The organism is Flaviaestuariibacter terrae (assembly GCF_054777635.1).
This window is the reverse complement of sequence record NZ_BAAHAL010000006.1, coordinates 542,891-566,315: the sequence shown is the minus strand read 5'-3', so window position 1 is coordinate 566,315 and position 23,425 is coordinate 542,891. Positions and strand designations below refer to the sequence as shown.

At 57.5% G+C, this 23,425-nt stretch carries 25 protein-coding genes and 2 tRNA genes; 14 read left to right on the top strand and 13 right to left on the bottom strand.

Going from position 1 to position 23,425, the window contains the following annotated elements:
• Positions 1 to 1,203 (bottom strand): NAD(P)-dependent oxidoreductase, encoded by a 1,203-nt coding sequence (locus ACYU7Z_RS03160; protein ID WP_460567283.1) that lies wholly within the window; start codon positions 1,201 to 1,203, stop codon positions 1 to 3.
• A gap of 103 nt (positions 1,204 to 1,306) precedes the next feature.
• Here ACYU7Z_RS03160 and hscB point away from each other — a divergent pair, with 103 nt between their 5' ends.
• Positions 1,307 to 1,819 (top strand): Fe-S protein assembly co-chaperone HscB, encoded by a 513-nt coding sequence (gene hscB / locus ACYU7Z_RS03155; protein ID WP_460567281.1) that lies wholly within the window; start codon positions 1,307 to 1,309, stop codon positions 1,817 to 1,819.
• A gap of 12 nt (positions 1,820 to 1,831) precedes the next feature.
• Positions 1,832 to 1,915 (top strand) — tRNA-Leu (locus ACYU7Z_RS03150).
• Between the two features lie 104 nt (positions 1,916 to 2,019).
• Here ACYU7Z_RS03150 and ACYU7Z_RS03145 read toward each other — a convergent pair.
• From ACYU7Z_RS03145 to ACYU7Z_RS03110, 8 genes are all read right to left on the bottom strand, one after another.
• The gene (locus ACYU7Z_RS03145; RefSeq protein WP_460567279.1) at positions 2,020 to 2,256 is read right to left on the bottom strand and encodes a hypothetical protein; all 237 of its coding nucleotides are present in this window, start codon (positions 2,254 to 2,256) and stop codon (positions 2,020 to 2,022) included.
• Between the two features lie 134 nt (positions 2,257 to 2,390).
• Positions 2,391 to 2,654: a hypothetical protein gene (locus tag ACYU7Z_RS03140; RefSeq protein WP_460567277.1), complete on the bottom strand. Its 264-nt coding sequence runs from the start codon at positions 2,652 to 2,654 to the stop codon at positions 2,391 to 2,393.
• A gap of 348 nt (positions 2,655 to 3,002) precedes the next feature.
• Entirely contained in the window at positions 3,003 to 4,187 is a 1,185-nt protein-coding gene (locus ACYU7Z_RS03135; RefSeq protein WP_460567275.1) for a DUF3570 domain-containing protein, read from the bottom strand.
• Between the two features lie 11 nt (positions 4,188 to 4,198).
• Positions 4,199 to 4,411 carry a DUF4266 domain-containing protein gene (locus tag ACYU7Z_RS03130; RefSeq protein WP_460567273.1) on the bottom strand — a complete coding sequence of 71 codons (213 nt, stop codon included), beginning with the start codon at positions 4,409 to 4,411 and terminating at the stop codon, positions 4,199 to 4,201.
• Positions 4,411 to 5,361: an FAD:protein FMN transferase gene (locus ACYU7Z_RS03125; RefSeq protein ID WP_460567271.1), complete on the bottom strand. Its 951-nt coding sequence runs from the start codon at positions 5,359 to 5,361 to the stop codon at positions 4,411 to 4,413. The genes ACYU7Z_RS03130 and ACYU7Z_RS03125 overlap by 1 nt, the downstream gene beginning before the upstream one ends.
• A gap of 6 nt (positions 5,362 to 5,367) precedes the next feature.
• A complete protein-coding gene (locus ACYU7Z_RS03120; RefSeq protein WP_460567269.1) occupies positions 5,368 to 5,805 on the bottom strand; it encodes a thioredoxin family protein in 438 nt (145 codons plus the stop codon).
• 48 nt (positions 5,806 to 5,853) lie between these two features.
• Positions 5,854 to 6,249: a DUF3037 domain-containing protein gene (locus ACYU7Z_RS03115; protein WP_460567267.1), complete on the bottom strand. Its 396-nt coding sequence runs from the start codon at positions 6,247 to 6,249 to the stop codon at positions 5,854 to 5,856.
• Complete coding sequence (locus tag ACYU7Z_RS03110; RefSeq protein ID WP_460567265.1) at positions 6,227 to 7,012, bottom strand: HipA family kinase; 786 nt, start codon at positions 7,010 to 7,012, stop codon at positions 6,227 to 6,229. The genes ACYU7Z_RS03115 and ACYU7Z_RS03110 overlap by 23 nt, the downstream gene beginning before the upstream one ends.
• A 99-nt stretch (positions 7,013 to 7,111) precedes the next feature.
• Here ACYU7Z_RS03110 and ACYU7Z_RS03105 point away from each other — a divergent pair, with 99 nt between their 5' ends.
• On the top strand, positions 7,112 to 8,458 hold the full coding sequence (locus ACYU7Z_RS03105; RefSeq protein ID WP_460567263.1) for a DUF2130 domain-containing protein: 1,347 nt from the start codon (positions 7,112 to 7,114) through the stop codon (positions 8,456 to 8,458).
• A 16-nt stretch (positions 8,459 to 8,474) separates the two neighbouring features.
• Here the strand turns inward: ACYU7Z_RS03105 and ACYU7Z_RS03100 are convergent, their stop codons facing one another.
• Complete coding sequence (locus ACYU7Z_RS03100; RefSeq protein ID WP_460567261.1) at positions 8,475 to 9,710, bottom strand: zinc dependent phospholipase C family protein; 1,236 nt, start codon at positions 9,708 to 9,710, stop codon at positions 8,475 to 8,477.
• 30 nt (positions 9,711 to 9,740) lie between these two features.
• Positions 9,741 to 10,370 carry a 4'-phosphopantetheinyl transferase family protein gene (locus ACYU7Z_RS03095; protein ID WP_460567259.1) on the bottom strand — a complete coding sequence of 210 codons (630 nt, stop codon included), beginning with the start codon at positions 10,368 to 10,370 and terminating at the stop codon, positions 9,741 to 9,743.
• Positions 10,371 to 10,439: 69 nt separating this feature from the next.
• Here ACYU7Z_RS03095 and dcd point away from each other — a divergent pair, with 69 nt between their 5' ends.
• Positions 10,440 to 10,976, top strand: a complete 537-nt coding sequence (gene dcd / locus ACYU7Z_RS03090; RefSeq protein WP_460567257.1) for a dCTP deaminase — start codon at positions 10,440 to 10,442, stop codon at positions 10,974 to 10,976.
• A 119-nt stretch (positions 10,977 to 11,095) separates the two neighbouring features.
• Here dcd and ACYU7Z_RS03085 read toward each other — a convergent pair whose 3' ends face one another.
• Together ACYU7Z_RS03085 and ACYU7Z_RS03080 are read right to left on the bottom strand one after the other, a co-directional pair.
• Entirely contained in the window at positions 11,096 to 11,569 is a 474-nt protein-coding gene (locus ACYU7Z_RS03085; protein WP_460567255.1) for a TspO/MBR family protein, read from the bottom strand.
• A 109-nt stretch (positions 11,570 to 11,678) separates the two neighbouring features.
• Entirely contained in the window at positions 11,679 to 12,776 is a 1,098-nt protein-coding gene (locus ACYU7Z_RS03080) for a DUF3810 domain-containing protein (protein WP_460567253.1), read from the bottom strand.
• Between the two features lie 96 nt (positions 12,777 to 12,872).
• On the opposite strand from ACYU7Z_RS03080, the gene ACYU7Z_RS03075 reads away from it, so the two are divergent.
• The 10 genes from ACYU7Z_RS03075 to ACYU7Z_RS03030 all read left to right on the top strand — a co-directional run bounded on the left by ACYU7Z_RS03075 (position 12,873) and on the right by ACYU7Z_RS03030 (position 23,391).
• The gene (locus tag ACYU7Z_RS03075) at positions 12,873 to 13,433 is read left to right on the top strand and encodes a YceD family protein (protein WP_460567251.1); all 561 of its coding nucleotides are present in this window, start codon (positions 12,873 to 12,875) and stop codon (positions 13,431 to 13,433) included.
• Between the two features lie 86 nt (positions 13,434 to 13,519).
• A complete protein-coding gene (rpmF, locus tag ACYU7Z_RS03070; RefSeq protein ID WP_460567249.1) occupies positions 13,520 to 13,708 on the top strand; it encodes a large ribosomal subunit protein bL32 in 189 nt (62 codons plus the stop codon).
• 72 nt (positions 13,709 to 13,780) lie between these two features.
• Positions 13,781 to 14,710, top strand: a complete 930-nt coding sequence (gene plsX, locus ACYU7Z_RS03065) for a phosphate acyltransferase (RefSeq protein WP_460567247.1) — start codon at positions 13,781 to 13,783, stop codon at positions 14,708 to 14,710.
• A gap of 42 nt (positions 14,711 to 14,752) precedes the next feature.
• Positions 14,753 to 15,625, top strand: a complete 873-nt coding sequence (locus ACYU7Z_RS03060; protein WP_460567245.1) for a hypothetical protein — start codon at positions 14,753 to 14,755, stop codon at positions 15,623 to 15,625.
• Between the two features lie 110 nt (positions 15,626 to 15,735).
• Positions 15,736 to 15,808: transfer RNA gene (locus tag ACYU7Z_RS03055), tRNA-Lys, on the top strand.
• A gap of 132 nt (positions 15,809 to 15,940) precedes the next feature.
• Positions 15,941 to 16,729, top strand: coding sequence for a phosphosulfolactate synthase (locus ACYU7Z_RS03050; protein ID WP_460567243.1), 789 nt, complete (start codon positions 15,941 to 15,943; stop codon positions 16,727 to 16,729).
• 116 nt (positions 16,730 to 16,845) lie between these two features.
• Entirely contained in the window at positions 16,846 to 17,655 is an 810-nt protein-coding gene (locus ACYU7Z_RS03045) for an SDR family oxidoreductase (protein WP_460567241.1), read from the top strand.
• Between the two features lie 91 nt (positions 17,656 to 17,746).
• Positions 17,747 to 18,556: an SAM hydrolase/SAM-dependent halogenase family protein gene (locus ACYU7Z_RS03040; RefSeq protein WP_460567239.1), complete on the top strand. Its 810-nt coding sequence runs from the start codon at positions 17,747 to 17,749 to the stop codon at positions 18,554 to 18,556.
• A 256-nt stretch (positions 18,557 to 18,812) separates the two neighbouring features.
• Complete coding sequence (locus tag ACYU7Z_RS03035; protein ID WP_460567237.1) at positions 18,813 to 22,151, top strand: glycosyltransferase family 117 protein; 3,339 nt, start codon at positions 18,813 to 18,815, stop codon at positions 22,149 to 22,151.
• 142 nt (positions 22,152 to 22,293) lie between these two features.
• Positions 22,294 to 23,391 carry a vWA domain-containing protein gene (locus ACYU7Z_RS03030; protein WP_460567235.1) on the top strand — a complete coding sequence of 366 codons (1,098 nt, stop codon included), beginning with the start codon at positions 22,294 to 22,296 and terminating at the stop codon, positions 23,389 to 23,391.
• Positions 23,392 to 23,425: the final 34 nt, after the last annotated feature.

The window sequence follows — 23,425 nt, the reverse complement described above, 5'->3', positions numbered from 1 at the left end:
TTACTCGCCCGATACGTAGTCCTGCAGGTAGGAATACGGTTCGGTCAGCGCGCCGCCACTGGCGATCGTAGCGCGGTCGATCACGGCGGATCCCCCGCGCAAAAGGTCGGGCAGCACGTACTTGAACAACTGCTCGCCGAAATACCGGGAAGCATCGCGGGGCAGCTCGTTGGGCAGGTTGCCGACCGCCATCACATCCACTGAGCCGGGAAGATAGGGAGCCGTTTTTTGCAACGTCTGCCGGTCAACGCCATACACAGGGTCTTCGATGCTCTGGTCGCCAAGGTTGATGGGAACGGAGCCGCCGGCATCATCGGTGATGTCGGCGATCACCTGCAGGCGAAAGTCGGGGTGGCGCACATCTTCGGCCTCGAAAAGCCGCGGTACACTGGCATCCCAGTACACACCGTTCATCAGGATATCGGCAGCGTGGGTATACGGAAGAAAGCTGCTTTCGTAATCGGATGGATTGCTGTGAAACCCGCTGCGCTGGTACTGTGCGCCACCCTTGTGGCGATAAAGGTCGCTGCCCTTCAGGTGCACATACACGGGGTACGAGAATTCGCGCTCGAGGAATTCTTCCTTTTCCACCTCGCGGATCTGCATCAGGTTCATGATCTCGAGCGCACCCTGGGCCACGCGCCCCGAGCCGGTGACGACGACTTTCACATTCGGCAGGAAAAGCCCGAAGTAAGTGTGCATCAGCTTGCGGAACGTGCGGTGCTCGTGCACACGCCCGAGCGAATAAGCGCCTGTGCGCTTGCCATACACCATCATGCCGTTGTGCGCGCCCACGATCCCGGCGAAGAAGCCAAAGCCGATAATGCGTTGGCCATCGTCGTGAAGGAGGCATTCGTAATCGATCAGGCGGATATTGCTTGCGAGGATGGCCTGCAGCAGCCTTCGGTTATAGGGTTGCTTTTTCTTGGTGTGGGAGAAGATCAGGTAGGTCTTTCCGGGAATGAGCTGGGACACCGGCACTTCCTTGATGCCAAGGAGAATATCGGCCTGCGAGATGTCGGTCACGACCTCGATGCCCGCCTTGCGGTACTCGGTATCCGAAAAGCAGCGTCCGGGTGCCGATTGCACCAGCACGCGCACATCCGGGTGCTTCCTGACAATCCATTTGCATTGAGTGGGCGTCAGGGCCACCCGGTTATCGGCCGGGGTTTTGCCTTCGCGTATAAGTCCGATTGTAATCATAGCAAGCGCGGCAAAGCTAACGTTTCCGGATAAAGGTCCGCCAGGTTGTGGTTCCTGATCTATTTAACAGGGCGCTGCCGTTGCCGGCTGTAAATTTGTGCTGATGAATTATTTCGAGCTTTTCGGCATGCCGGTGCAATTGCAGATCGACAAGGACACGCTCCGCCGCCGCTTTTTCGAGCTGTCGCGCCAGCATCACCCCGACTATTTCGCACAGGAAGGAAGCAAGGTACAGGCAGACGTTCTTGAGCGGTCTGCGCAGTTGAACAAGGCCTATAAAACCCTTGGCGACGACGACGAGCGCCTGAAATATTTGCTGCAGGAAAAAGGCCTGCTTCAGCCCGACGAGAAGTATGCGCTGGCCCCCGACTTCCTGATGGAGATGATGGAGCTCAATGAAAGCGTGGCCGAAGCCGGTGCCGACGAGCATGCACGGCTTGCGCTGCAAGCACAATTGCAAACCTGGAAAAACGAGATCTATGCGCCTGTTGCAAAAACTATGGAACATTATCAGGAAGGTGTTACTTCCGAAAAAGAGCTGTTGCAGGTAAAAGAGTACTACTACCGCAAAAAATACCTGCAGCGCCTCGCCAGCCAGTTAGGCCAAAAGTTGTAATATTGCCGCCCTGCCCGAGTGGCGAAACTGGTAGACGCAGCAGACTCAAAATCTGCCATTAGCAATAATGTGCCGGTTCGATTCCGGCCTCGGGCACAACAGCCGAAACCCTTTCTCCGAAAGGGTTTTCGCTTTTCAGCGCTCCTCCGGCTCGCAGCATCTCAGCTCCGGGACTTTCCCACGAAAAGGTATTAATCTCGTCAGGAAGTCTGGCCGGTGTCGCGCCGGACCTTATCGCGCAAACGGATGATATCCGGGTGTTGCTGCAGGTCGGGAGGGACGACCACTTCGTTCGCAAGCAGGACAACGCGGATCCGGTAAATGAGGCGATTGATCACCTCGAGGCGTTCGCCATAGGGATCGTAACGGAGCAGGTTGCTTCGTTCGATTGCCAGCTCGGAGAGCATGGCCTGGATGGTTTCGGGGCTCGTGGTCATAGGTAAGATCAAGGTAAACAAAACCTGTCAACACTCATCCACAAATAGTAAACTCCTAAGCCTTTCCGATTAGCAGACGTTTAGGTTTAGGCACCTCTTCCACCCTGTATTTCTTAAACAAAATACGTCTTCGATTAATGGAATACCATAAAGCCTGCTTCCCGGTAGCCCCCTATTTCCATCAATTTCCAGCCTTGCCGGAGCCGCGGCCGCACTGCGGGGTTATCGATCATGGTATTATTGCCGTCCCGTAACCCTTTGCCGTGAGCTTTTTTGTCGAAAAAATCCGAACCGAGTCTGCAGGCACTTTTGAGTTTATGCTCAACAGGATCTTCACTGTTGATGCGGTTCTTCGTTTCTGTCATGGACAAAAATTCCAAATCGCTGCTCTTTTCCATGGAGCGTGTCGATACCTGCTGGGTCCTCGTTGACCGGGATAACCTCCCCTTGTGGCTTTGGGAATGCGAAGAAGGGCTCTCAAATTCTATACTTAAACATATTGCGGAGTGGAGTGACTTATGAATGCTGAATTCCAACACCTGGATCTTCAAGATTTAATTACCATGCTGGCGCACGCGAAATCAGCCTTCGAGACAGCTGCGGCACAGAAAGAGTCCTACGAAAAGGTAAACAGGCTTTACCAGCAGTTCCGGCAACTCCAGGAGGAAGTGAACATGCGGACGCATAGTCCGGAAGAAAAATAGGGATCTGCCATCGACAAATGCCTGCGCCGCGGCTTACCTCGCCTATCGGAAGCGAAGGTTAAGCGAAACAATATCAGAGTTGAGCGTCGCGCTGCGCTGGTAGTGGCCATAGCGCAGTTCCAGCATATTCCAGTGCTGCAGGCCAAAGACACCTTTTTCAGGTACCCAGCGAAAACCGGTTCCGAAAAATTGGCTGTTGAATGCCGACAGGTCGTAGTCGCTCGTGAAGTATTGCGCAGCGGGCGCATGCGCGAGATACGGGGCAAAATAATCGGCTGCTGTTTGGGTGTAATAGCGGTAAAAAGGCGCCACCGACACGAACGGCGAAACCTTCACCGGCAATTCAACCTCGCCGGTATGTGCCTGCAATCCCCAGTTATCGGTATAGAAGCGGTACGTCGCCCGAACGATCACCCGGTCGCCCCAGAAATAGTGGAGCCGCGCACCGATCGGGAGCTTATAGCGCGTGTCGGGCAGGTGCTCAAAATTCTCTGTTCCGTCCTTGAAGTATACACGCTGGTAATCCGTCGCCAGCAATCCCTGCTGCAGCACGCCGTCGAGGAGAAAAACGGCCTGCATGCGCGGGCTGATCACCTGTGTGTACGCAAGCGAAAGGCTGTAGGTCTTTCGCGGCGTATAGCCTTCATCCTTGCGCCCACCGGGCCGCAGCTCCACCGGGAGGATCACTTTCCACTGGTCGAGGTAGGCCTGGAAGCGCGCGCTGAATTCGCGGTTGTTGTCCGACGAGGTTTTGCCCCACTGGAGCCCGACACCCAGCGACTGGTAATCGTATTCTTTGGAGAATGAAAGGCTTCCGCCAACGGTCTGCCCCTTTGTATTCTGAACGATGTACGTAGCCGACGGGTATATACGGGTATCCGCATACGAAGGCGAGCTGATGGTCGACGGGTCGATCTTGTCGGAAGAGGCCGAGGTATAGTGGTCGATCCCCAGCTCCACGGTCAGGTTGTGCTTGCGCTCCTTGCTGTCGTAGCGCAGCCACTGCACATCGATCGTGTTGCTGATGTCGGTGAGCTTTTCGGTGCCGATGCCGCCGGTAACGGCCGAATGATCGCCGTTCTGCGTGTAATACGCCGATACGAAATCGACCTCGGAGATCGTGAGCTTCCGCGGCTTGTAGGCAGAAGAGTCGGCAGCAGCACCTTGCGAAAAGGCCGAGAGGATACCGGCATAAAGAGCCAGTACTGAGAAGTAGATTTTCTTCATCAGGCTGGTTTTTAGTTGCAGCCGCAGCCGCCGCCGGTTTTACCACCGGTGGCACCGGATGCGCCTTCGCGGTATGCGTGGAAATTGAATTCGAACTTTTGCACCTTCCGGGCCGCCAGCTCCATCTCGGCGTCGTTGAGGTACGCTTTCTGGTACGACTTCACGGGCTGGCAGGAGGCCAGCAGCGCGATCAGCGCGAGGCCGGGGCAAATGAGCTTGTTCATCAGGAGTGCCATTTAATGTTGTCGGAACTGTACACCCGGTCCTGCTCATCGATCAGGATACATTCCACATCGCGGAGCTGGTTAACGAGGTCGATCCCGGCGCGTATGCCCATCACCGTTACCGGTGTGGCCAGCGCATCCGCGATCTCGGCGTTCGGACATATGATCGTTACACTTTTTATGCCAGCCACCGGGTAGCCGGTACGCGGGTCGATGGTATGGGAATAGCGGCGCCCGCCGATGACAACAAACTTTTCGTAATTACCCGATGTGGCGACGGCGCTGTTGTGTATCGGCAGCCGCGCAAAGAGCCGGCCTGCGCAGTCCGGAGCGGCGATGCCGATCGTCCAGGGATCACCGTCAGCCTGGCTTCCCCAGGCACAGAGATCGCCCGAGGCGTTCACCACGCCCGAGTCGTAACCCATGTCTTGAAGAAGTGCCTTGGCCCGCTCGGCGGCGTAGCCTTTACCGATACCGCCAAAGCCGATCCGCATACCTTTCTCTTTCAGGAATACGGTTCCGTTGGCGGCATCCAGGATAACGTTGCGGTAATCGATGAGACGCACCAGCGCTCGTGCCTGCTCCGGGTCAGGGAGCGCGGTCATATGGCGGTCGAAGTTCCAGAAGCGGGTATCGAGCGAGCCATACGTGATGTCGAAAGCGCCCTGGGTAAGACGCGAGATGCGGAGGGAGCGCTCAATGAGCGCAAATACTTCGGGGCTCACAGGCACGGGCTGCAGCCCGGCGGCCGCGTTGATGCGTGCGGTTTCGCTGTCGTCGCGGAAGGTGGTAAGACGGGATTCGATACGCCGGATCTCGGCAACGGCGGCGTCAAGCGCCGCGCCGGCAGCCTGCGGGTCGCTGCCGACAATCGTAAGAATAAACTGGTTGCCCATCAGGCGCTCCTGGCGCCGGAAGGCAGTAGAACCGGTACTGGTTGCCGTTTGCATAGTGGCCTAGCGGGCCTTCAGCGAAGCAAGCTGCTCCAGGAAGCCGGCAGGCGTTGCCTTGCCCTCTCCTGTCCAGCGGCGCAGCACGTTGCCATCGGCATCGAGCAGCAACACGAGCGGGAACTCGCCCTGCGGATTGTAGCGGGCGGCAAGAAGCTCGTTTTGCGCGCGCTGCTCCTTCGACAGCTGGTGCTTCTTCAGCCGCGGAAAGTCGGCCGAAAGCTCCACCAGGTTATCATGGGCATAGTGCCGGAACAGGCTGTCGCTGAAAACCTCTTTTTCCATACGTATGCAAGGAATGCACCAGTCAGAGCCACTGAAGCGGAGCAGCACCTGCCGGTGTTCGGCGCGGGCCTGTTCGAGTGCCTGGGGAAGTGTTTTTGCCTGTGCCGATGCGGCCATGACGAGGAACAGGGAGCAGAGTCCAAGGAGTAGTTTTTTCATAGGATCAACTTCTTCTATAAAACTACGAAACCACTTGAAAAGGCGCTGTTAAAGCACGGGCTGTGCCACCAGCTGGGCAAATAATTTCTCGAGCGCCGCGTCGGGGTCCTGGCAGAGCCCCGGGTGCACCCGTGATGTCTGGATCACGGTGCTGCGCACGGCCGTCAGCCAGCGAAAGCGCCCGGCCGCATCCAGCGCACCGATGGGCCCGCTACCCTTCTCGCCCCGCGCGATCCGTGCGAAGGCATCGAGGTACAGGGCAACCTCTGCCGGGTCGGACTCAGGGGCAAGCCCCTGCAGCCGGGCTTCGTCGAGATGGGTACGCACGAGCAGCCGCTTCTGCTGCCGGCAATACAGGATCACCCCCGCGTTGACGAACTCCTCGCGCTCCACGCGCGGCACCACGCGGATGACGGCATATTCATACAAGAGTGGTGCGGGCATGGAGGGCTTCATTTAAAAATGGTTCGGAATACGCAATCCGCGTGTTGAGAAAGTCGGCATAGGCCGAGCGCATCTGCTCGGGGTCATTGTCGGGGAACGCCGTCCCGAGCCACTCGGCAGGCAGCTGGTCCGTGATGGCAGCTATCACCGGCGGGCTGAGCTTTTCGCGCAACAGGGCATTCGCATCGCTGAGGTCTGTAGCCTGCGGCAGGAGCACATGGTCTTTTACCTGCGGAAAGGGCCGCGCGGCCTGGGCCGTGAAATCCGTTTCGCCATGGTGGAAGTAAAGGGAGGCGCCATGATCGATGAGCCAGAGCTCGCGGTGCCACATCAGCATGTTGGTGTTGCGGGCCGTCCGGTCGACGTTCATCAGCAGCGCGTCGAGCCACACGATCAGCGATGCCGCCAAGCCCTCCACCTGCGTCACCGCGGGGTCGAAGGTGATGGCGCCCGACAGGTAGTGGAGCGCGAGGTTGTTGCCGGCGCTGGCCTTCAGCAGGTCCTGGATCTCCTCGTCAGGCTCGGTGCGCCCAAAGGCCGGGTCAACGTCGGCAAAAACGAGCTCGGGCACTTTGAGACCGGCTGCGCGCGCCAGCTCCCCTCCGATCAGTTCGGCGATCAGCGCCTTCACGCCCTGGCCGGCCCCGCGGAACTTGAGCACGTACAAAAAGTCGTCGTCGCCCTCCACGATGGCAGGCAGAGAGCCGCCCTCGCGAAGCGGGGTAACGTAGCGGGTAACCTGAACGGAGCGTAATGGGTGCAAGGGCAAAGTCTTTCCCGGCAAAGAAACGGCTTCCTCCTTTTTATCCACAATTGCTAAATTGTTTAGCTCTTCGGCGTTACTTTGTTGCAAAGCCGACTCATGCCCACTCATATCCAGTGCCCCAGCTGCCATACGCCCATCGATGTAGATGCCGTGCTCTCGGCCGATGCCGAGCAACGCATCCGCCAGCAATACGAGCAACAGCTCCAGGCCAACCTCGCCAGCATCAGCGCCGAGAAGAAAAAGCTCGACGAAGAGCAGCGCCTCTTCGAGGAAAAGCGCAAGCGCGAGAACGAGATCTTCCAGGAAAAGCTGAAGGCCGAAAAGCTGCGGCTGGACGGGGAGCTGAAGGCCGAGAAGCAGAAGCTCGAAACCGAGCTTGTTGCCGAAAAGCGTCGCCTCGAAGGAGAACTGCAGCAGCAGCTGACGCAGAAGATCGCCGCGGATTACGAGAACCAGCTGCGGATGCTTCAGCAGAATGCCACCGACAATGAGGCAAAGCTGAAAGAGGCCCGTCAGAAAGAGCTTCTCTTCCTGCAGAAAGAGCAGCAGCTCCAAAACCGCGAGGCCGAACTGGAGATCGAGCTCCAGAAGAAGCTTATTGCCGCCCGCAACGACCTCGCCGAGCAGATCCGCCGCGAGGAAGCCGATCGTATCCTGCTCAAAGAAACCGAGCACGCACTGAAAATACAGGAGCTTGAAAAGAAGCTCGAAGACCAGCGCAAGCTGGCCGAGGAGATGAAGCGCAAGGCCGAGCAGGGCTCCATGCAGCTCCAGGGCGAGGTGCAGGAACTGCTCCTCGAATCGCTGCTTCGCGAGGCCTTCCCTACCGATACGGTACAGGAAGTCGGCAAAGGCGTCGAAGGCGCCGACTGCATGCTCACCGTACAAAACCGCATCGGGCAGGCTAGCGGCAAGATCATCTTCGAAAGCAAGCGCACCAAGGCCTTCAGCAACGGCTGGATCGAAAAACTGAAGAACGACATGCGCGCCCAGCAGGCCGACGTGGCCATCCTGGTTACGGCCGTCTTCCCGAAAGACATGCACTGCTTCGGCGAGCGCGACGGCGTCTGGATCTGCAGCTTCTCTGAAGTCATTGCCCTGACCAACGCGCTGCGGCATACGATCCTGCGAGTCAGCGAAGCACGCAAGTCGGAAGAGAACAAGGGCGACAAGATGAACCTGCTCTACCAGTTTCTTACCGGCACCGAATTCCGCCAGCAGATCGAGACGATCGTGGAAGGATTCCTTTCTTTGAAACAAAGCATCTCGAAGGAGCGGATCCAGATGGAAAAGATGTGGAAGGAGCGCGAGAAGCAACTCGAGAAGGTGCTGATCTCCACGTCGGGTATGTACGGCTCGATCAAGGGTATCGCGGGCGCTTCGATCGGCAACATCCCGCTGCTCGACGACGAGACGGAGGAGACTTCCCTCATCGAAGAATAACGATCAATTCTCGCGCTTACATGTGCTGCAGCTCGGTAAACGCGGCCTGCAATGCCGTGTCGTCGCCTGCGGGCCTTTGCTCCTCCCCTTTGCTGAAAAAGGAAAGCACGTTCTGGCGCAACGCCGGCGTCATCGCCCGGAAGCCGTCTTTCTGCAGGTTCTTCAGCAGGCAGCGGTAGGTGCCGTCGGCAAGGCGGTATTCACCGGGCTCCGTGCGGAGCCCTGTATCAAAGTCATAATTGGCCAGCGCAGGCTTTGTGCCCTTTTGCAGGAGCGCAATCGACTGCTGCAGATGCTTCGTTACCGTATCGAAGGAAGCCACGAAGATCTTTTCGGTCGTGCGGTCCGGCACCTTGAACTTCAGCGGCTTCAGCGGACCGACCTTGGGCAGTATAAATACAATCCCGGCAAAAACCCGCTCGAAGAAACGGGGCTTTTCGGCGCTGCTTCCATACAGCTGCTGGTAGTGCTTCCGCTGCATCCGGTACCGAAAGCTGCGCGCCGTTGCGCCGGGCGTTTTTTCGCGGATCTCCTTGCGGCGGTTCTGCCAGGCGGCTCTTGTGAGCAGGGGGAAAATGTCGCGCACGCTGAAACGCAGCAGGCTCACGGCGCGATCGAAGTTGCCGAACACGTCGTCGAGCGGAAGGCCGTACACTTCGCGGAAGCAGCGCTTCAGCAGGCTGTCCGCGAAGCAAAACCCGATAAAATCATGGTAGGCGGCAGCGGCGTAATTGCCCCGCGCGGTCTGGAGTACATCGAAGCCGAATTCAACCCGCTTGTGGGCTATCGGGTCATCCTCGTAAGAAAGTGTTTTGGCTCCGGCGGCCGCTTTCGGGTAAAGGATCGGCACTACGCGGTTGGTGCCCAGCGGGTGTCCCCAGCGGTCGGCATTGTAATGACTGAGCGCACCCAGCGCAAAGGCCAGCTCGTCGAGGCTGCGGGCCTCGCGCAACAGGGTTGATACGAAATCGCCGCTGCGCACGTAGTGAACCAGGTTGGTAAAGAACGGACTCCCCGCCGGGAAGTAGCCCATATCCGGCATCAGCGCACCACCGTAGGCCATGGCATGGGCGTTCCGGAGCTCCTCGGGAGTAGCACGCGGGAAGCGGGCGAGCAACAAGGGGCGCATGGAGCTATCCCACACCGCGTCGACGATGGCTTCGTGGGTAAGCACCGAGTAAGCATGGGCACGCGACGGGAGCAGCCAGCAACAGAGTACCAGGATCGCGGCGCTGCCGCGGAATAACTGCATAGCCGGGCTGTTGCAAAAGAAGCGCCAGCCTTAATTTTCGGCAATAAAGCTCAGCGTCAGCGGTGGCAGAAACCGTGAGGATACGGCGATCGTACGGTTGAGCTCTTTACCGAAACGCAGGCCGGAAATAAAGGCGCCGCGCGCTTCTTCGAGCACGACCAGTACCGACATATCCTGCCGGAAGTCGACCTTTCCTTTTCCATACCATTTGAAAGCGGCTTCCTTGGCGCTCCACACGAGGGTGGCACAAAGCACGGGCGGCATGTCTTCCCCGAGTGGGGCGAGCGTGATCTCCTCGAGGGGGCCGATGAATTTCGAGCGGATCCGCTGCACCTTCTCAAGCGGTATTTCAATGTCGATACCGACGCGCCGGTTGCGGCTCACGATCGCTGCCGCGTAGTGACCGCAATGCGACACGGAAAAATGGTAGGCCTCGTTTTCAAGAAAGGGGCGCCGGGTATCGGCAACAAGAATGAGTTCGAGCGGGAAGTCGGGATACAGGTGCCGCAGCAGGTAGCGGCCCGCGCGGTGCTGGAGGCGCTTGTGCGGGTGGGTGATGTCCCGCTGCAGCGGAACATCGAAGAATGCTTCGTCCTCCGTAATGTGCCAGACCGCCAGGCGGCAGTCGTTATCCACTTCCTGTTGATAAAAGATCGGCATCCCTGAAAATGCTTTTTATTTGTCGCGCCCAAAGTACGCCTATCTTGGGCACCAAACTCCGGACGCCGCATGATCCTTTCCGACAAACGCATACTTGAGGAGATCAATAAAGGAACCATCCTGGTTCGCCCCTTCGACCGTGCCTGCCTCGGCTCGAACAGCTACGACGTGCACCTCGGGCGCACACTGGCTACCTACCGCAACCACATACTCGATGCGAAGCTGCACAACGAGATCGAGTACTTCGACATACCCGACGAGGGCTTCGTGCTCTACCCGCATATCTTCTACCTGGGCGTAACGGCCGAATACACCGAGACGCATGCCCATGTGCCTTTTCTCGAGGGCAAATCGTCGACGGGCCGCCTCGGTATCGACATCCACGCCACCGCCGGCAAGGGCGATGTGGGCTTTTGCGGCCACTGGACCCTGGAGATCTCCGTGAAGCAACCCGTGCGCGTGTACGCCGGAATGCCCGTCGGCCAGCTTATCTACTTCCCCGTCGAAGGTGAGATCGAGATCGCGTATAACCAGAAGGCGAATGCGAAATACAGCTACCAGGCCGACCGTCCCGTGGAGTCGATGATGTGGAAGAATAAGTTTTAATGTGGTAATCGGGTGATGTGGTAATGGCGCTTCGGCTGCGCTCGACCAACCTTCAAAACCTCCAGAACCTCCAGAACCTTCAAAACCTCAAAAACCTCCAGAACGTTCCAGACCCTTTTCTATCGATTCAGCATCCAGATACTGTAATTAAGTATCCCGGCAAACGTTACCCAACTGATATAGGGCACAAGCAGCCAGGCGGCTGTCTTGTTTATCCGTGCGAAGGAAAAAATTGTCAGCAGGATCAGCAGCCAGAGTACAGCCAGGTCAAGCAGTGCCAGCCCGATCCGATGCTGGTTGAAAAACAGGAATGACCAGAGAAAATTGGCCGCGAGTTGAATACTCCAAAAAGTGATCGCCCGGCGTTTTTGCGGGTTCGACCCCGGTCCTCTCCATACGAGGTAGAGCGCAATGCCCATCAATACATAGAGGAGGGTCCACACAGGCCCGAAGACCCAGTTGGGCGGATTCCAGGCGGGACGCTGGATGCGCTGGTACCAGGTGCCGACACCCGTAACGGTAAAGAACCCGGCCGTGCCCCCGACTACCTGCGGGATCGCCAGCGATAAAAACAATTTGAGCCCGTTTTTCATACGCTTATTGTAACAATCAAAGTGGTCAAAAGATCAGCACAACAGTCGCGTCACCCCATCACCACGTTACCACATCACCACATTACCACATCACCACATTACCACATTTTTATATCGCATGCGGCCCATATACCCGCAGGTACGCCAGCAGCCATTGTACGACCTCATTGTAGGTATCGAGGCCATGCTCCTGGTGGTTGAGGCGGAGATAGCCGTCATAGAAGCGCGACACAAAGGGCTCCACCACGTTCTTCTTGCTATTGATATACTCCCGGTAGGCACGAAAATCCCTGCGCACCTGGTAGTGCGCGGCACGGCGCAGCATATAGGCGTCGATCGGGTCTTTCCGGGCCAGCTCCCGCAGCGCGTAGAGGTACATTTCAAAATAGGCGGAATAGGCAAAGTCGGCGTCGCGCGAGGCACGGGCAGCCAGAAAACCGGCGAAGTTGGCCTCGTTCTCCCGCGCATAACCAAGCTGGTGGCCCATCTCGTGACACACGACGAAGGGCTGCATAAACGGGGGGAAACCCGTGTGCACCTGGGCTTCACCGGTAAACGGGTTGTAATAGCCCGAGAACCCGAACAGGTGCGCCACCGGGCTATAAAGCGACGGCTTGATGGATTCCCGCCGGTACGCCAGGAAAGGAAGCGAGCCCTGTACCGAGTCGTAGGCGCGGAGGGCGCGCCCATAAAGCGCGGCACGGTTTGAAAGCGGGCCGCGATGCGCCGAGTCGACGCGGTCGCCGAGGGTGCAGAGGCGGTCCTGCAGCAGCAGCGTCAGCTCGCGGAGCCGCGCGGTGTCGGCCGCTTCGGGCCGCAGTCCCACCTGGACGGCGATCCCCTGCCGGTTGTAGTTGAGTCCCCAGAGGGCCTCGAAAAGCAGGTATACGCCGAGGAGTATCTTTGCCGTGCGTACGACGGCCGCCCCATCCAGGTGCCGTCGCCAGCCGCCGCGGAAAAGGGCGCGCACAAACCGCCCGACGCGCCAGGCCAGCCAGGCGCCGGCGGCGAGGTACAGGAAGTCGCCAAAGCTGAAGGGAACCCAGCCGAAGAGCCCGCGGAGGGCCCGGCCGATGCCCGGGTACAGGCCCTGGCTGTACACCCGCTCCACGCGGGCAGCCGAGGCGGTAAACCACTGGAGGAAAGCAGTGGCAAGGAGCAGGAACCAGAAAAGACGGTCGCGGAAGGGAGATTTACGGGGCGCCACAGGGACCATTCGTTAAAATTCTTCGGGCAAAATACCCCATTTCGCCCTTTTTTTCCTACCTTTGCGCTCCGAATTTCACGGACTTAAATTGGGAGCATGAACCATCGGCGCGAGTTTGAGATTGCCTTTGTTGGATTGAAGCCGGGTGTTCATGAGTACCAATACGATGTCGATGATTCGTTCTTTGAAGCGTACGGAGAGCAGGATTTCCGGAAAACGGCCGCCACGGTGCGGCTTTATCTGGAAAAGAACACAGGCTTTATGCGCCTGCGTTTCGAGGTCGGCGGAAAGGCCGAAGTCACCTGCGACCGCTGTGCCAACGAGCTGCCTTTCCAGTTGTTCGACGAGTTCAACCTTACCGTAAAAATGGTGGAGGACCCCGAGCTGATGAACGACCAGGAGGAAGACCCCGACGTCTATTACATCTCCCGCGGCGAAAGCCACCTCGATGTAAAAGGCTGGATCTACGAGTTCGTAAGCCTCAGCATCCCCATGCAGAAAACCTGTGAGTTTGAAAACATGGACGGACCGTACTGCAACCCCGACGCCCGCCGCCTGCTTAACGACATGCGGCCGGAAGAAGGAGCCAAAGAAAACCCGCTTTGGAAAGGCCTGGAGAAATTCAAGGGCCTCGACGAGGAGGAAAACAGTAATTAGTGTAACCCGTGGAAGGAAAGCGTTACGATTTTCGTTTGACGATCCCCGCTTCACGATACCGATAACAGAAAATAAAAAACTGAGTTATGCCTAATCCTAAACGCAGACATTCGCAGCAACGCAGCGCCAAGCGTCGTACGCACTATAAGGCCGTTGCCCCCACGCTTTCCACCGATAAGACCACTGGCGACATCCACGTGCGTCACCGCGCCCACGTGAGCGAAGGCAACCTGATCTACAAAGGCCAGGTCGTGGTTGAAGGCTTCAAGAAGTAAGCAAACAACTTTTTTGCACATCCATAGTTCCGCTGCTTGGCGGGACCATGGATTTTTTATTTTTGGCGCTGCATGAAGATCGGAATTGATATGATGGGCGGCGACTTCGCCCCCCTGGAAGCGGTTAAGGGTATCCAGCAATACCTCGCCGGCGGGGGAACCGCCCACCTGGTGCTCACGGGCGACGAAACGGTTGTCGGTCCGCTGCTCGGCGAGCACGGTATTCCCGCCGGCGCGTACACCCTTGTGCACGCCCCCGAGGTCATCGACATGCACGAGCACCCCACGCGGGCGCTCAAGGAAAAGCAGCGCTCCTCCATCGCCATCGGCTTTCACCTGCTCGCCTCCGGCAAGACCGACGCCTTCATCTCGGCCGGCAACACCGGGGCCATGCTCGTTGGCTCGCTTTATGCGCTCAAGCCGCTCGAGGGCGTGCTTCGTCCCACCATTTCCACTATCATTCCCAAGGAAAACGGGAGCACCGGCCTTCTCCTCGATGTGGGGCTCAACTCCGACTGCAAGCCCGAGCAGCTCAACCAGTTTGCCCGGATGGGCTCGATCTATGCCGAGCGCATTCTCGGTATCGAAAAGCCCCGGGCGGCGCTGCTCAACATCGGTGAGGAAGAGGGCAAGGGCAACCTGCTCGCGCAGGCCACCTATCCCCTGCTCAAGGAAAACAAGCACATCCATTTTACGGGCAATGTAGAGGGCCGCGATATCCTGCTCGACAAGGCCGACGTGATGGTGTGCGACGGCTTTACCGGCAACATCATCCTGAAGCTTGCCGAGTCGCTCTACGAGATCACGCGGCAGAAGCACATCGATCACGAGTACTTCCAGCGCTTCAACTTCGAGAACTACGGCGGTACTCCGGTGCTCGGCATTTCGCATCCCGTGATCATCGGTCACGGAATCTCCCGTGGCACCGCTTTTCACAACATGATAACATTGGCACAGAAAATGATTTATACGGAGGTAATGCAGCAGATGTCGATGGGATAGTGAGGACAGACTTGCGGCAGAACACCCTTAATCATTTTAACCGTGAAACACCTAATGTCCGGCATGATGCTGCTGTGCAACATCGGCCTCCTGTCCGCCCAGGACCAAACCGCACCGTTAACCTCCTACGTTTCCAATCAAATGGCCCGCATCTCCGGACCGTCGGTATACACCGGTACCGAGACACCTGAAGCACCCGCGCCGAAGCGTGTGGTAACGATGGTGCAGCGCAAAACCTACTTCCGCCTTGGTGAGCGCCTCATCACGCTCAACCGCCAGGCTACCAACGAATCGGTTCCCTACATCTTCGTATCGCTGCACAACAACGAGACCGGTATCGCCGAAGCAGCACGCCGCTCCATCTTTGCCAATGGCGGCACCATGCTCGAATTGCTCAACGAAAACCAGCGCGATATCGAGTTCACGCTTTTCGAAAAGCAACTCAGTGTCGATCCCAACAACATCTTCACACCCAAGGGCCGCAACCGTGAGCTCTCCGTCAACAGCAAGACCGATGTGGTGATCTCGCGCCAGCTCAATGGCTTCGCGCAGTTCCTCCTCGAAGAGATGCCGCACGATAAGACCGTCGTATCGGTACACAGCAACGAAGGCTCCGAGCTTCTCGTAACGCAGTTTGCCCGCAACGCCGACCGCGACCGCGATGCAACGATGGTGTACATCAACCCCGATCAGAGCGCCAGCGATTTCTTCACCACGACAGACAAGAACATCTTCCAGCAACTGAAAGAAAAGAAGTTCAACGTGGTGCTGCTCAGCGCACGCAGCAAAGACGACGGCTCGCTGGCTGTTTACTGCGGACGCATGCACCGCGCCTATGTTGGAATTGAAACCGCACGCGGCCACGAAGACCAACAGGATGCCATGATCGCAGTGATCTCCTCGATCCTTCGCTGAAGCATTTGAAATTTTTTTTCACAGAGCGATAAAAATTTTTGGCTGTTACACAACAGCCTTTTATTTTTGCACTCCCAACGCAATCAAATACAAACGGTTGCCGACGGAATGAACTCGTAGCTCAGTTGGTAGAGCAATACACTTTTAATGTATGGGCCCTGGGTTCGAGTCCCAGCGGGTTCACGAAAAGCCTCCGAAAGGAGGCTTTTTTGTTGCCCTTTTTGCGCGGTCTTTACGCACCGGGAACGGCCCGGTTAAACGTTTCTAATTCCTCGAAGCCCGGCAGCACCAGTACGGGCTGTACTTTCGCCGCATATGAATTTCCCCCTCAGGCAAATCCCCGCGCGCACGGCCCGGCCACGAACCAACGGGCTTACCATGGTGATCGATAAAGGCCTCAGCCTCGCAGAAGCGAAGAACCTGCTCTCGGCAGCTTCGCCGCACATCGATATGGTGAAGCTCGCCTACGGTACACCGCTCCTCACAAAAGACCTGGAGGAGAAGATCAGGTTCTACCAGGACCAGCAGGTAACCGTCTTTCTCGGTGGCATTGTATTCGAGGCATACGTTATCCGGAACGAGTTCAGCAAGTACCTGTCGCTGCTGCTGCACTATGGTCTCAGCTGTTCCGAAGTTTCGGATGGCTCCATCGATATTTCGCATGCGGAGAAATGCAGGTATATCGAGCAGCTCAGTAAACACGGGCTGGTGCTGAGCGAAGTGGGCTCGAAGGATAAGGACCGCGAGAAAGTAACACCACCCTATCGCTGGATCGAGATCCTGAAAACCGAGCTGGGCGCGGGCGCAGGCTACATCATCGCCGAAGGGCGCGAGTCGGGCACCTATGGCATTTACCGCGACTCCGGGGAAGTACGCGAAGGTCTCGTCCAGGAAATACTGACGCAGGTGCCGCCGGAAAAAATCATCTGGGAAGCGCCGCTCAAGGACCAGCAACTGCATTTTATCAAGACCATCGGCGCCAACGCCAACCTGGGCAATATCGATCCGCACGACGTGTTGCCGCTGGAGGCCATGCGCATCGGGCTCCGGGGCGACACGTTTCACCTGTTCCTTGAAAAAGAGGGCAGCGCCAGCCCCTGCTGATCGCGGGCCGGCAATGGTTGAAAAAAAATTCCGATCCGGAACCGGTTGTTCTCAGCCTCCGCAAGGAGGCTTTTTTGTTGCTTTCTTTTTAATAGGTTTGTTGGGAAACCCATCCTATGAGCGACTTTTTCAAAAACAAGGTAGTAGTGGTCACCGGCGGCACCGAAGGCATCGGCAAGGCCCTTGTCGACGAGCTGCTCCGGCGCGGCGCCAAAGTGGCCACCTGTGCGCGCAACCACGACAAGCTCTATGCGCTGCAGGCGGAATATCCCTCCTACCCGCTCCACGCCTATGTTGCCGATGTCAGCGATGAGAATGCCTGCCGCGCCTTTATCGAAGCTACGATCAAAATCTACGGTGGTATCGACGTACTGATCAACAATGCCGGGATCTCGATGCGTGCCCTGCTCAAAGACCTCAACACCGAGGTGCTGCACCGCGTAATGAACGTGAACTTTTTCGGCGCGGTCTATTGCACGAAGTATGCATTGCCTTCTCTTCTTGCACGCAAAGGCGTGATCGTTGGTGTTTCCTCTATTGCCGGCTACCGAGGGCTTCCCGGCCGCAGCGGTTATTCCGCTTCCAAGTTTGCGCTGCAGGGTTGGCTGGAGGCGATCCGCACCGAGCTCCTCGAAAGCGGCGTACACGTGATGTGGGTATGCCCCGGCTTTACGACCTCCAACATCCGCAACGCCGCCTTGAATGAGGAAGCCGTGCCCCAGGGAGAAAGCCCGATGGATGAAAGCAGGATGATGCCTGCCGATGAATGCGCCCATATCATCCTCAGGGCCATCGAAAAAAAGCGGCGGACGCTGGTGATGACCTTCACCGGGAAGCGGACGGTTTTCCTGAATAAATTCTTCCCGGGCTGGGCCGACCGGCTTGTGCAAAAGTTCTTCCTGAAAGACGGAAAGCTCGTTAGATAGCGGCCTTCCGACAATGGGGATAACCGTTTCGTCGTTACAGATTCGCGTTTTTCAGTATTAATGATGAATTTTACCGCGCAAGCTCCCCACCATGCCCCTCGTTACCCTCACATCGGACATTGGCCAGCAGGATTACCTCGTTGGCGCCATCAAGGGCCGCTTGCTACGCATCAACCCCGAATTCCGTATCATCGACATCTCGCACAGCCTGTCGCCATTCAACTACCCGCAGGCCGCCTACGTGTGCCGCAGCGCCATCAAGAATTTCCCGGAGTTCACCTTCCACATCGTCCTGATCAACCTCTTCGAGTCGAAGCCCGACCAGCTGCTGCTGGCTTACCACAACAACCAATACGTGGTCTGCGCCGACAACGGCCTGCTCGAGATGATCCTCGAAGACCGGCCCGAGATGGTGATCGGTGTGCCGCTGGAAAAAACGGCCATCAAGAATACGCTGTACTGTATCGATGTCGCGGCCAAGGCCATCACGCAATTGCTGAACGGCGAGCCCGTGCAAAACATCGGGCTGCCCGATTGCACCTACATCGAAAAGAACCCGCTCCGCCCGCTGCACGGCGAGGGCTGGATCGAAGGGCACATCATTTTCATCGACAACTTCGAGAACGTAGTGGTGAACATCACCCAGGAGCAGTTCGAGCAGCAGCGCCGCGGCCGCCGGTTCAAGATCGTCTTCAAGCGCGACGAGGTCATCGACCGCATCAGCGGCTCCTATGCCGATGTGCCGCAGGGCGAAAAGCTCGTGCTCTTTAACTCCGCGGGCTACATGGAGATCGCCATCAACAAAGGCAACGCCGCCGGCCTCTTCGGCCTCCGCGGCTTCAATGAAAAAGAGCAGAACCGACTTTTCTACCAGACGGTGAAAGTGTTCTTCGATGCGTAGTTGAGAAAGAACGCAGATCCCGCAAGCGGGATACGCAGATTATTAAGATCTATTATGATTTGCTCACGCGAGCAAGTATTATCAGCGCTAATCTTAAAGATCATTATAGATCTGCGTTCTTTCCCTCCCCGCCGGGTGCGGCGCCCTAAACATCTCTTTAACAAATCGCTCCCGCAAATCCCGGTAATTTAGCCCCTTCCCTATATTTTTGCGACAATCCCCGAAAACCGTTGGGGCAAAACAACCATAACTCTGTATGAACTTTAAAAGAGTGAACAACCTGACCGGCTGGGTCGTGTGTATCATTGCCTGCCTGGTCTATGTATTGACTGCCGAAAAATCGGGAAGCTTCTGGGACTGCGGCGAATTCGTATCCACTGCCTACAAGCTTCAGCTGCCCCACCCTCCGGGCGCTCCCTTATTTACCTTACTTGGTCGCTTCTTCATCATTCTTTTCGGCGACAACCCCGCTACTGCAGCCAAGGCCGTCAACATCATGAACGCGCTGGCAAGCGGCTTTACCATCCTGTTCCTCTTCTGGACGATCACGCACTTTGCCCGCAAGCTGATGGTCGGCTACACCGCCGAGCCCAACAGCGCGCAAACGGCCACCATCATGGGCGCCGGTATCGTGGGCGGTCTTGCCTATACCTTCACCGACTCCTTCTGGTTCAGTGCCGTAGAGGGTGAGGTTTATGCGCTTTCTTCCTTCTTCACTGCGCTGATCTTCTGGGCAATGCTCAAATGGGAGCGCGCCGACGTGGAAGCCGCCGGTGACCGCCAGCTCCGCTCCTATGCCGACCGCTGGATCGTGTTCATCGCCTTCATGACGGGTCTCGCCATCGGTGTGCACCTGCTGGGCCTTCTTACGATCCCGGCGATCGTGATGATCTATTACTACCGCCGCTACGAATACACGCAGCGCGGCGCCATCACTGCCTTCCTCATCGGCTGCCTCATCACGGGCATCGTGCAGGTGGTCGTTATCCAGTGGACCGTAAAGGCCGCGGGCAAGTTTGACATCATGTTTGTCAACGGCTTCGGCGCTCCCTTCTTCAGTGGCTTTATCTTCTTCTTCATCCTGCTCGCCGTCGCGATCTGGTTTGGCCTTCGTGCCGCAAAGCGCCGCGGCTGGTCCTTCCTCCGCCTCGGCCTCTGGTCGTTCATCTTCATGATGCTGGGCTATTCGCTCTACGGCACCACGATGATCCGTTCGAATGCAAACCCGGCCATCGACATGAACAATGTCGACAACCCGATGAGCCTCGTATCCTACCTGGGTCGCGACCAGTACGGCGCCGCTCCGCTTCTTTATGGACCGCACTTCGCAGCACTTCCGAAAGTCGATGCCAGCGGTACGCAGTACGAGATGAAGGAGACCAACATGCGGTATACGCGCAACGCGGACCGCTATGTGGAGCTCGGTTACAACCGTGAGTATGTCTACGAAGGCAAGGACGAGATGCTCTTCCCGCGCATCTGGGACAGCGGCAACGAGCAGGGCCACGCCGATGCTTATGCCAGCTGGCTCAACATCGGCCGTACACAGGGCCAGGATGGCCAGCCGGAAGGCTACGAAACACCGACCTATGGCGACAACATCAACTGGTTCATCACCTACCAGATGGGCCATATGTACTGGCGCTATTTTATGTGGAACTTCGCAGGCCGCCAGAACGATATCCAGGGCGACGGCAACAAGCGTGACGGTAACTGGATCACCGGCATCGGCCTTATCGACAACACCCGCCTCGGCGACCAGTCGAAGCTTCCCGAAAGCATTCAGCACAACAAAGCCAGCAACAAGCTCCTGCTGCTCCCCTTCCTGCTCGGCGTATTTGGCTGTGTCTATCATTTCATGAAGGACCGCAAAGACTGGGTTGTTTCCTTCCTGCTGTTTTTCTTTACCGGTATCGCCATTGTGCTTTACCTCAACCAGCCGGGCAACCAGCCGCGTGAGCGCGACTATGCCTATGCGGGATCCTTCTATGCGTATTGCATCTGGATCGGCCTTGCGGTGGTTGGCTTCGTGGGCCTTGCCCGCGACCGGGCCGACAAGTCGCTGCTGTCGAACAGCCTGCTGTATGGCGGCCTCGCCACCTTTGCCATCACGCTGATGAGCAACACAACCACTTCGTTCGGACCGGCGATCGGAACAGCGTTTCTCGCTACGCTGCTGTATGCTGCGCTCGTAGCCCTGTTCTACTTCATCGTGCGGGCCGTTTCGGGCAATGGTGTGCGCCTCGCTCCCGCGGCGGCACTGTCCACGCTTCTTTGCCTGTCGGCGCCGGTCATTATGGGTATGCAGGAGTGGGACGACCACGACCGCAGCCAGAAGACACTCGCTCCCGACGTGGCCCGCGACTACCTCGAAAGCTGCGCCCCCAACGCCATCCTCTTCACATTCGGCGACAACGATACCTACCCGCTCTGGTACGCCCAGGAAACGGAAGGTGTCCGACCTGATATCCGCATCATCAACACGAGCCTTCTGGGTATCGACTGGTATGTAAACCAGCTTCGCTACAAGGTGAACCAGAGCGCGCCGATCGACGTCATCTGGTCGCCCGACCAGATCACCGGCCTGTCGTACATACAGGTTCGTCCGAACAACAACCCGGCACCTGTTGACCTGCTTCGTGTGATGCGCGAAGACGTTGGCCGCCAGCTCCAGGGCGACGACCGCTCGAACGTTATGGCGACCCTCTACAGCCGCAGCTTCACGGTTCCGGTTGATATCGCTGCGGCCCAGCGCAACGGCACCGTCAACCCCACCGACACGGTGCTGCCAAGCCTGCGCTTCGATCTTTCGGAAGGAAAGCGCATCCTGTCGCTCGACCAGCTGACGATCCTCAACGTGATCGCGGCCAATGCCGCCAAAGGCTGGGAGCGCCCGATCTATTTCACCTCGCCCTATGGCGACCTCGGCTTCGGCCAATACCTCCGCAAGGATGGCATGACCTACCGCCTCGTGCCGGTGAAGAATTCCTTCCCGCAGCAAAACTGGATCATCGACCAGGCGCTCCGTGGCTCTTCGATCCGCGACAACAACAGCGAATGGATGTACGACGTGCTGATGAAGAAATTCCGCGCGGGTGGCGCCGAACGCGGTGATGTTTATTTTGACGAAGAAAACCGCCGCCACCTCCTCAACATCCGCTCCACCTTTGCAGAGGCAGCGGGCAACCTCGCCGACAAAGGCGACAAGGCAAGAGCTGTGCAACTGCTCGATCGTGCCGAAGCCCTGATCTCGCCGAAGGACATGCCCTACGCCATGGTGAGCCGCTTCAACGCGCACAACCAGACAGCCCTGCTTTACCTCGAGGCTGCGTACAAGGCCGGTCATACGGCACTCGCCAGGAAGCTGCACGATTCGATCCTCAAGGACCTGACCCAGCAGAAGGCGTACTACGATTACCTCAAGACCGAAAAGGAAGACTTCTACCCGGCTGTTGCCCGCGAGGACGACATCAACAACTTCCTGCTCACGCAGCTGCTGCCCGGTATGGAGCGCCGCTATAACCCGGCTACCATCCCGATGCCCGAACAGGTACCGGCCAACCGCGCCGCGGATACCACGAAGCACCGTCAGTAAGGTTACGAAGTGTATAAATGACGAGAATGCAGTCCCCCGGGGCTGCATTCTTTTTTGCAGCCCGACGGAGCGATCGGGCAACCCATTTTCTTAACGTTTCGCCCGCTGGCGCCGAAATGGTTTTGATGTAGCTTGTGCCGTTATGCAAGGATTTCATTTCACCCGGTTTGACCCCAACGAATCCGGTAAAACCCGCTTCGAGCAGCTGCTGGACCTGTTCATGCAACTGCTCACGTATACAAGCGGCGACGTGGGTGAGGCCCTCCAATGGCTCAACGAGCTCGACAAGCAATACGAGCTCACCGACGACGAATACGGTATCGGTGATTTTATCGACGAACTGAAGGAAAAAGGTTTCATCACCGATGAGAACAACGCGGGCGAGATCCGCATCACGCCCAAGACCGAGCAGGGCATCCGCAAGCGCAGCCTCGAAGAGATCTTTGGCAAGCTGAAAAAATCGCGCTCCGGCGAGCACAACACGTTCAAGCCGGGCCAAGGCGATGAGCAAAGCCCCAATACGCGTCCCTTCCAGTTTGGCGACCTCCTGGAGCAGATCGATTTTACGGAGTCCATCCGCAGCGCCCAGATCAATCACGGCCTCGACACCTTCTCGATGAGCGAGGACGACCTGCAGATCCGCGAAACCGACTACAAGGCGCAGACATCGACAGTGCTGATGATCGACATCTCGCACTCGATGATCCTGTACGGCGAGGACCGGATCACGCCGGCGAAAAAAGTGGCGATGGCGCTCAGTGAGCTTATCACCACGAAATACCCGAAAGACACGCTCGATATTGTCGTGTTTGGCAACGACGCCTGGCCGGTGGAGATCAAGGACCTCCCCTACCTGCAGGTGGGCCCTTACCACACCAATACGGTGGCCGGTCTTGAGCTGGCCATGGATATCCTGCGGCGGCGTAAAAATCCCAACAAGCAGATCTTCATGATCACCGACGGTAAGCCGACCTGCCTCAAGATCGGGAAGCGCTACTACAAGAATTCCTTCGGCCTTGACCGCAAAGTGACCAGCCGCTGTATGAATCTCGCGGCGCAATGCAAGAAGCTGAAGATCCCCATCACGACCTTCATGATCGCGACCGACCCTTACCTTCAGCGCTTCGTGCAGGAGTTTACGGAAACCAACAACGGCAAGGCCTTCTTTGCCTCGCTCGACAAGCTGGGGGCATTTATCTTCCGTGATTTTGAAAGCGGCAAGCGGAAGACGCTTTACTGAATATCGAATAACGAATAACGAATATCGAATAACG

Bases quoted from the DNA above. Each gene is read 5' to 3' on its own strand.
- ACYU7Z_RS03105 (WP_460567263.1), top strand. From the start codon at position 7,112: ATGCCCACTCATATCCAGTGCCCCAGCTGCCATACGCCCATCGATGTA.
- plsX (WP_460567247.1), top strand. From the start codon at position 13,781: ATGAAGATCGGAATTGATATGATGGGCGGCGACTTCGCCCCCCTGGAA.
- ACYU7Z_RS03040 (WP_460567239.1), top strand. From the start codon at position 17,747: ATGCCCCTCGTTACCCTCACATCGGACATTGGCCAGCAGGATTACCTC.
- rpmF (WP_460567249.1), top strand. From the start codon at position 13,520: ATGCCTAATCCTAAACGCAGACATTCGCAGCAACGCAGCGCCAAGCGT.
- ACYU7Z_RS03130 (WP_460567273.1), bottom strand. From the start codon at position 4,411: ATGAACAAGCTCATTTGCCCCGGCCTCGCGCTGATCGCGCTGCTGGCC.
- ACYU7Z_RS03095 (WP_460567259.1), bottom strand. From the start codon at position 10,370: ATGCCGATCTTTTATCAACAGGAAGTGGATAACGACTGCCGCCTGGCG.
- ACYU7Z_RS03085 (WP_460567255.1), bottom strand. From the start codon at position 11,569: ATGAAAAACGGGCTCAAATTGTTTTTATCGCTGGCGATCCCGCAGGTA.
- ACYU7Z_RS03030 (WP_460567235.1), top strand. From the start codon at position 22,294: ATGCAAGGATTTCATTTCACCCGGTTTGACCCCAACGAATCCGGTAAA.
- ACYU7Z_RS03140 (WP_460567277.1), bottom strand. From the start codon at position 2,654: ATGGAAAAGAGCAGCGATTTGGAATTTTTGTCCATGACAGAAACGAAG.
- ACYU7Z_RS03050 (WP_460567243.1), top strand. From the start codon at position 15,941: ATGAATTTCCCCCTCAGGCAAATCCCCGCGCGCACGGCCCGGCCACGA.
- ACYU7Z_RS03035 (WP_460567237.1), top strand. From the start codon at position 18,813: ATGAACTTTAAAAGAGTGAACAACCTGACCGGCTGGGTCGTGTGTATC.
- ACYU7Z_RS03075 (WP_460567251.1), top strand. From the start codon at position 12,873: ATGAACCATCGGCGCGAGTTTGAGATTGCCTTTGTTGGATTGAAGCCG.
- hscB (WP_460567281.1), top strand. From the start codon at position 1,307: ATGAATTATTTCGAGCTTTTCGGCATGCCGGTGCAATTGCAGATCGAC.
- ACYU7Z_RS03160 (WP_460567283.1), bottom strand. From the start codon at position 1,203: ATGATTACAATCGGACTTATACGCGAAGGCAAAACCCCGGCCGATAAC.
- ACYU7Z_RS03145 (WP_460567279.1), bottom strand. From the start codon at position 2,256: ATGACCACGAGCCCCGAAACCATCCAGGCCATGCTCTCCGAGCTGGCA.
- ACYU7Z_RS03045 (WP_460567241.1), top strand. From the start codon at position 16,846: ATGAGCGACTTTTTCAAAAACAAGGTAGTAGTGGTCACCGGCGGCACC.
- dcd (WP_460567257.1), top strand. From the start codon at position 10,440: ATGATCCTTTCCGACAAACGCATACTTGAGGAGATCAATAAAGGAACC.
- ACYU7Z_RS03115 (WP_460567267.1), bottom strand. From the start codon at position 6,249: ATGCCCGCACCACTCTTGTATGAATATGCCGTCATCCGCGTGGTGCCG.
- ACYU7Z_RS03120 (WP_460567269.1), bottom strand. From the start codon at position 5,805: ATGAAAAAACTACTCCTTGGACTCTGCTCCCTGTTCCTCGTCATGGCC.
- ACYU7Z_RS03100 (WP_460567261.1), bottom strand. From the start codon at position 9,710: ATGCAGTTATTCCGCGGCAGCGCCGCGATCCTGGTACTCTGTTGCTGG.
- ACYU7Z_RS03125 (WP_460567271.1), bottom strand. From the start codon at position 5,361: ATGCAAACGGCAACCAGTACCGGTTCTACTGCCTTCCGGCGCCAGGAG.
- ACYU7Z_RS03135 (WP_460567275.1), bottom strand. From the start codon at position 4,187: ATGAAGAAAATCTACTTCTCAGTACTGGCTCTTTATGCCGGTATCCTC.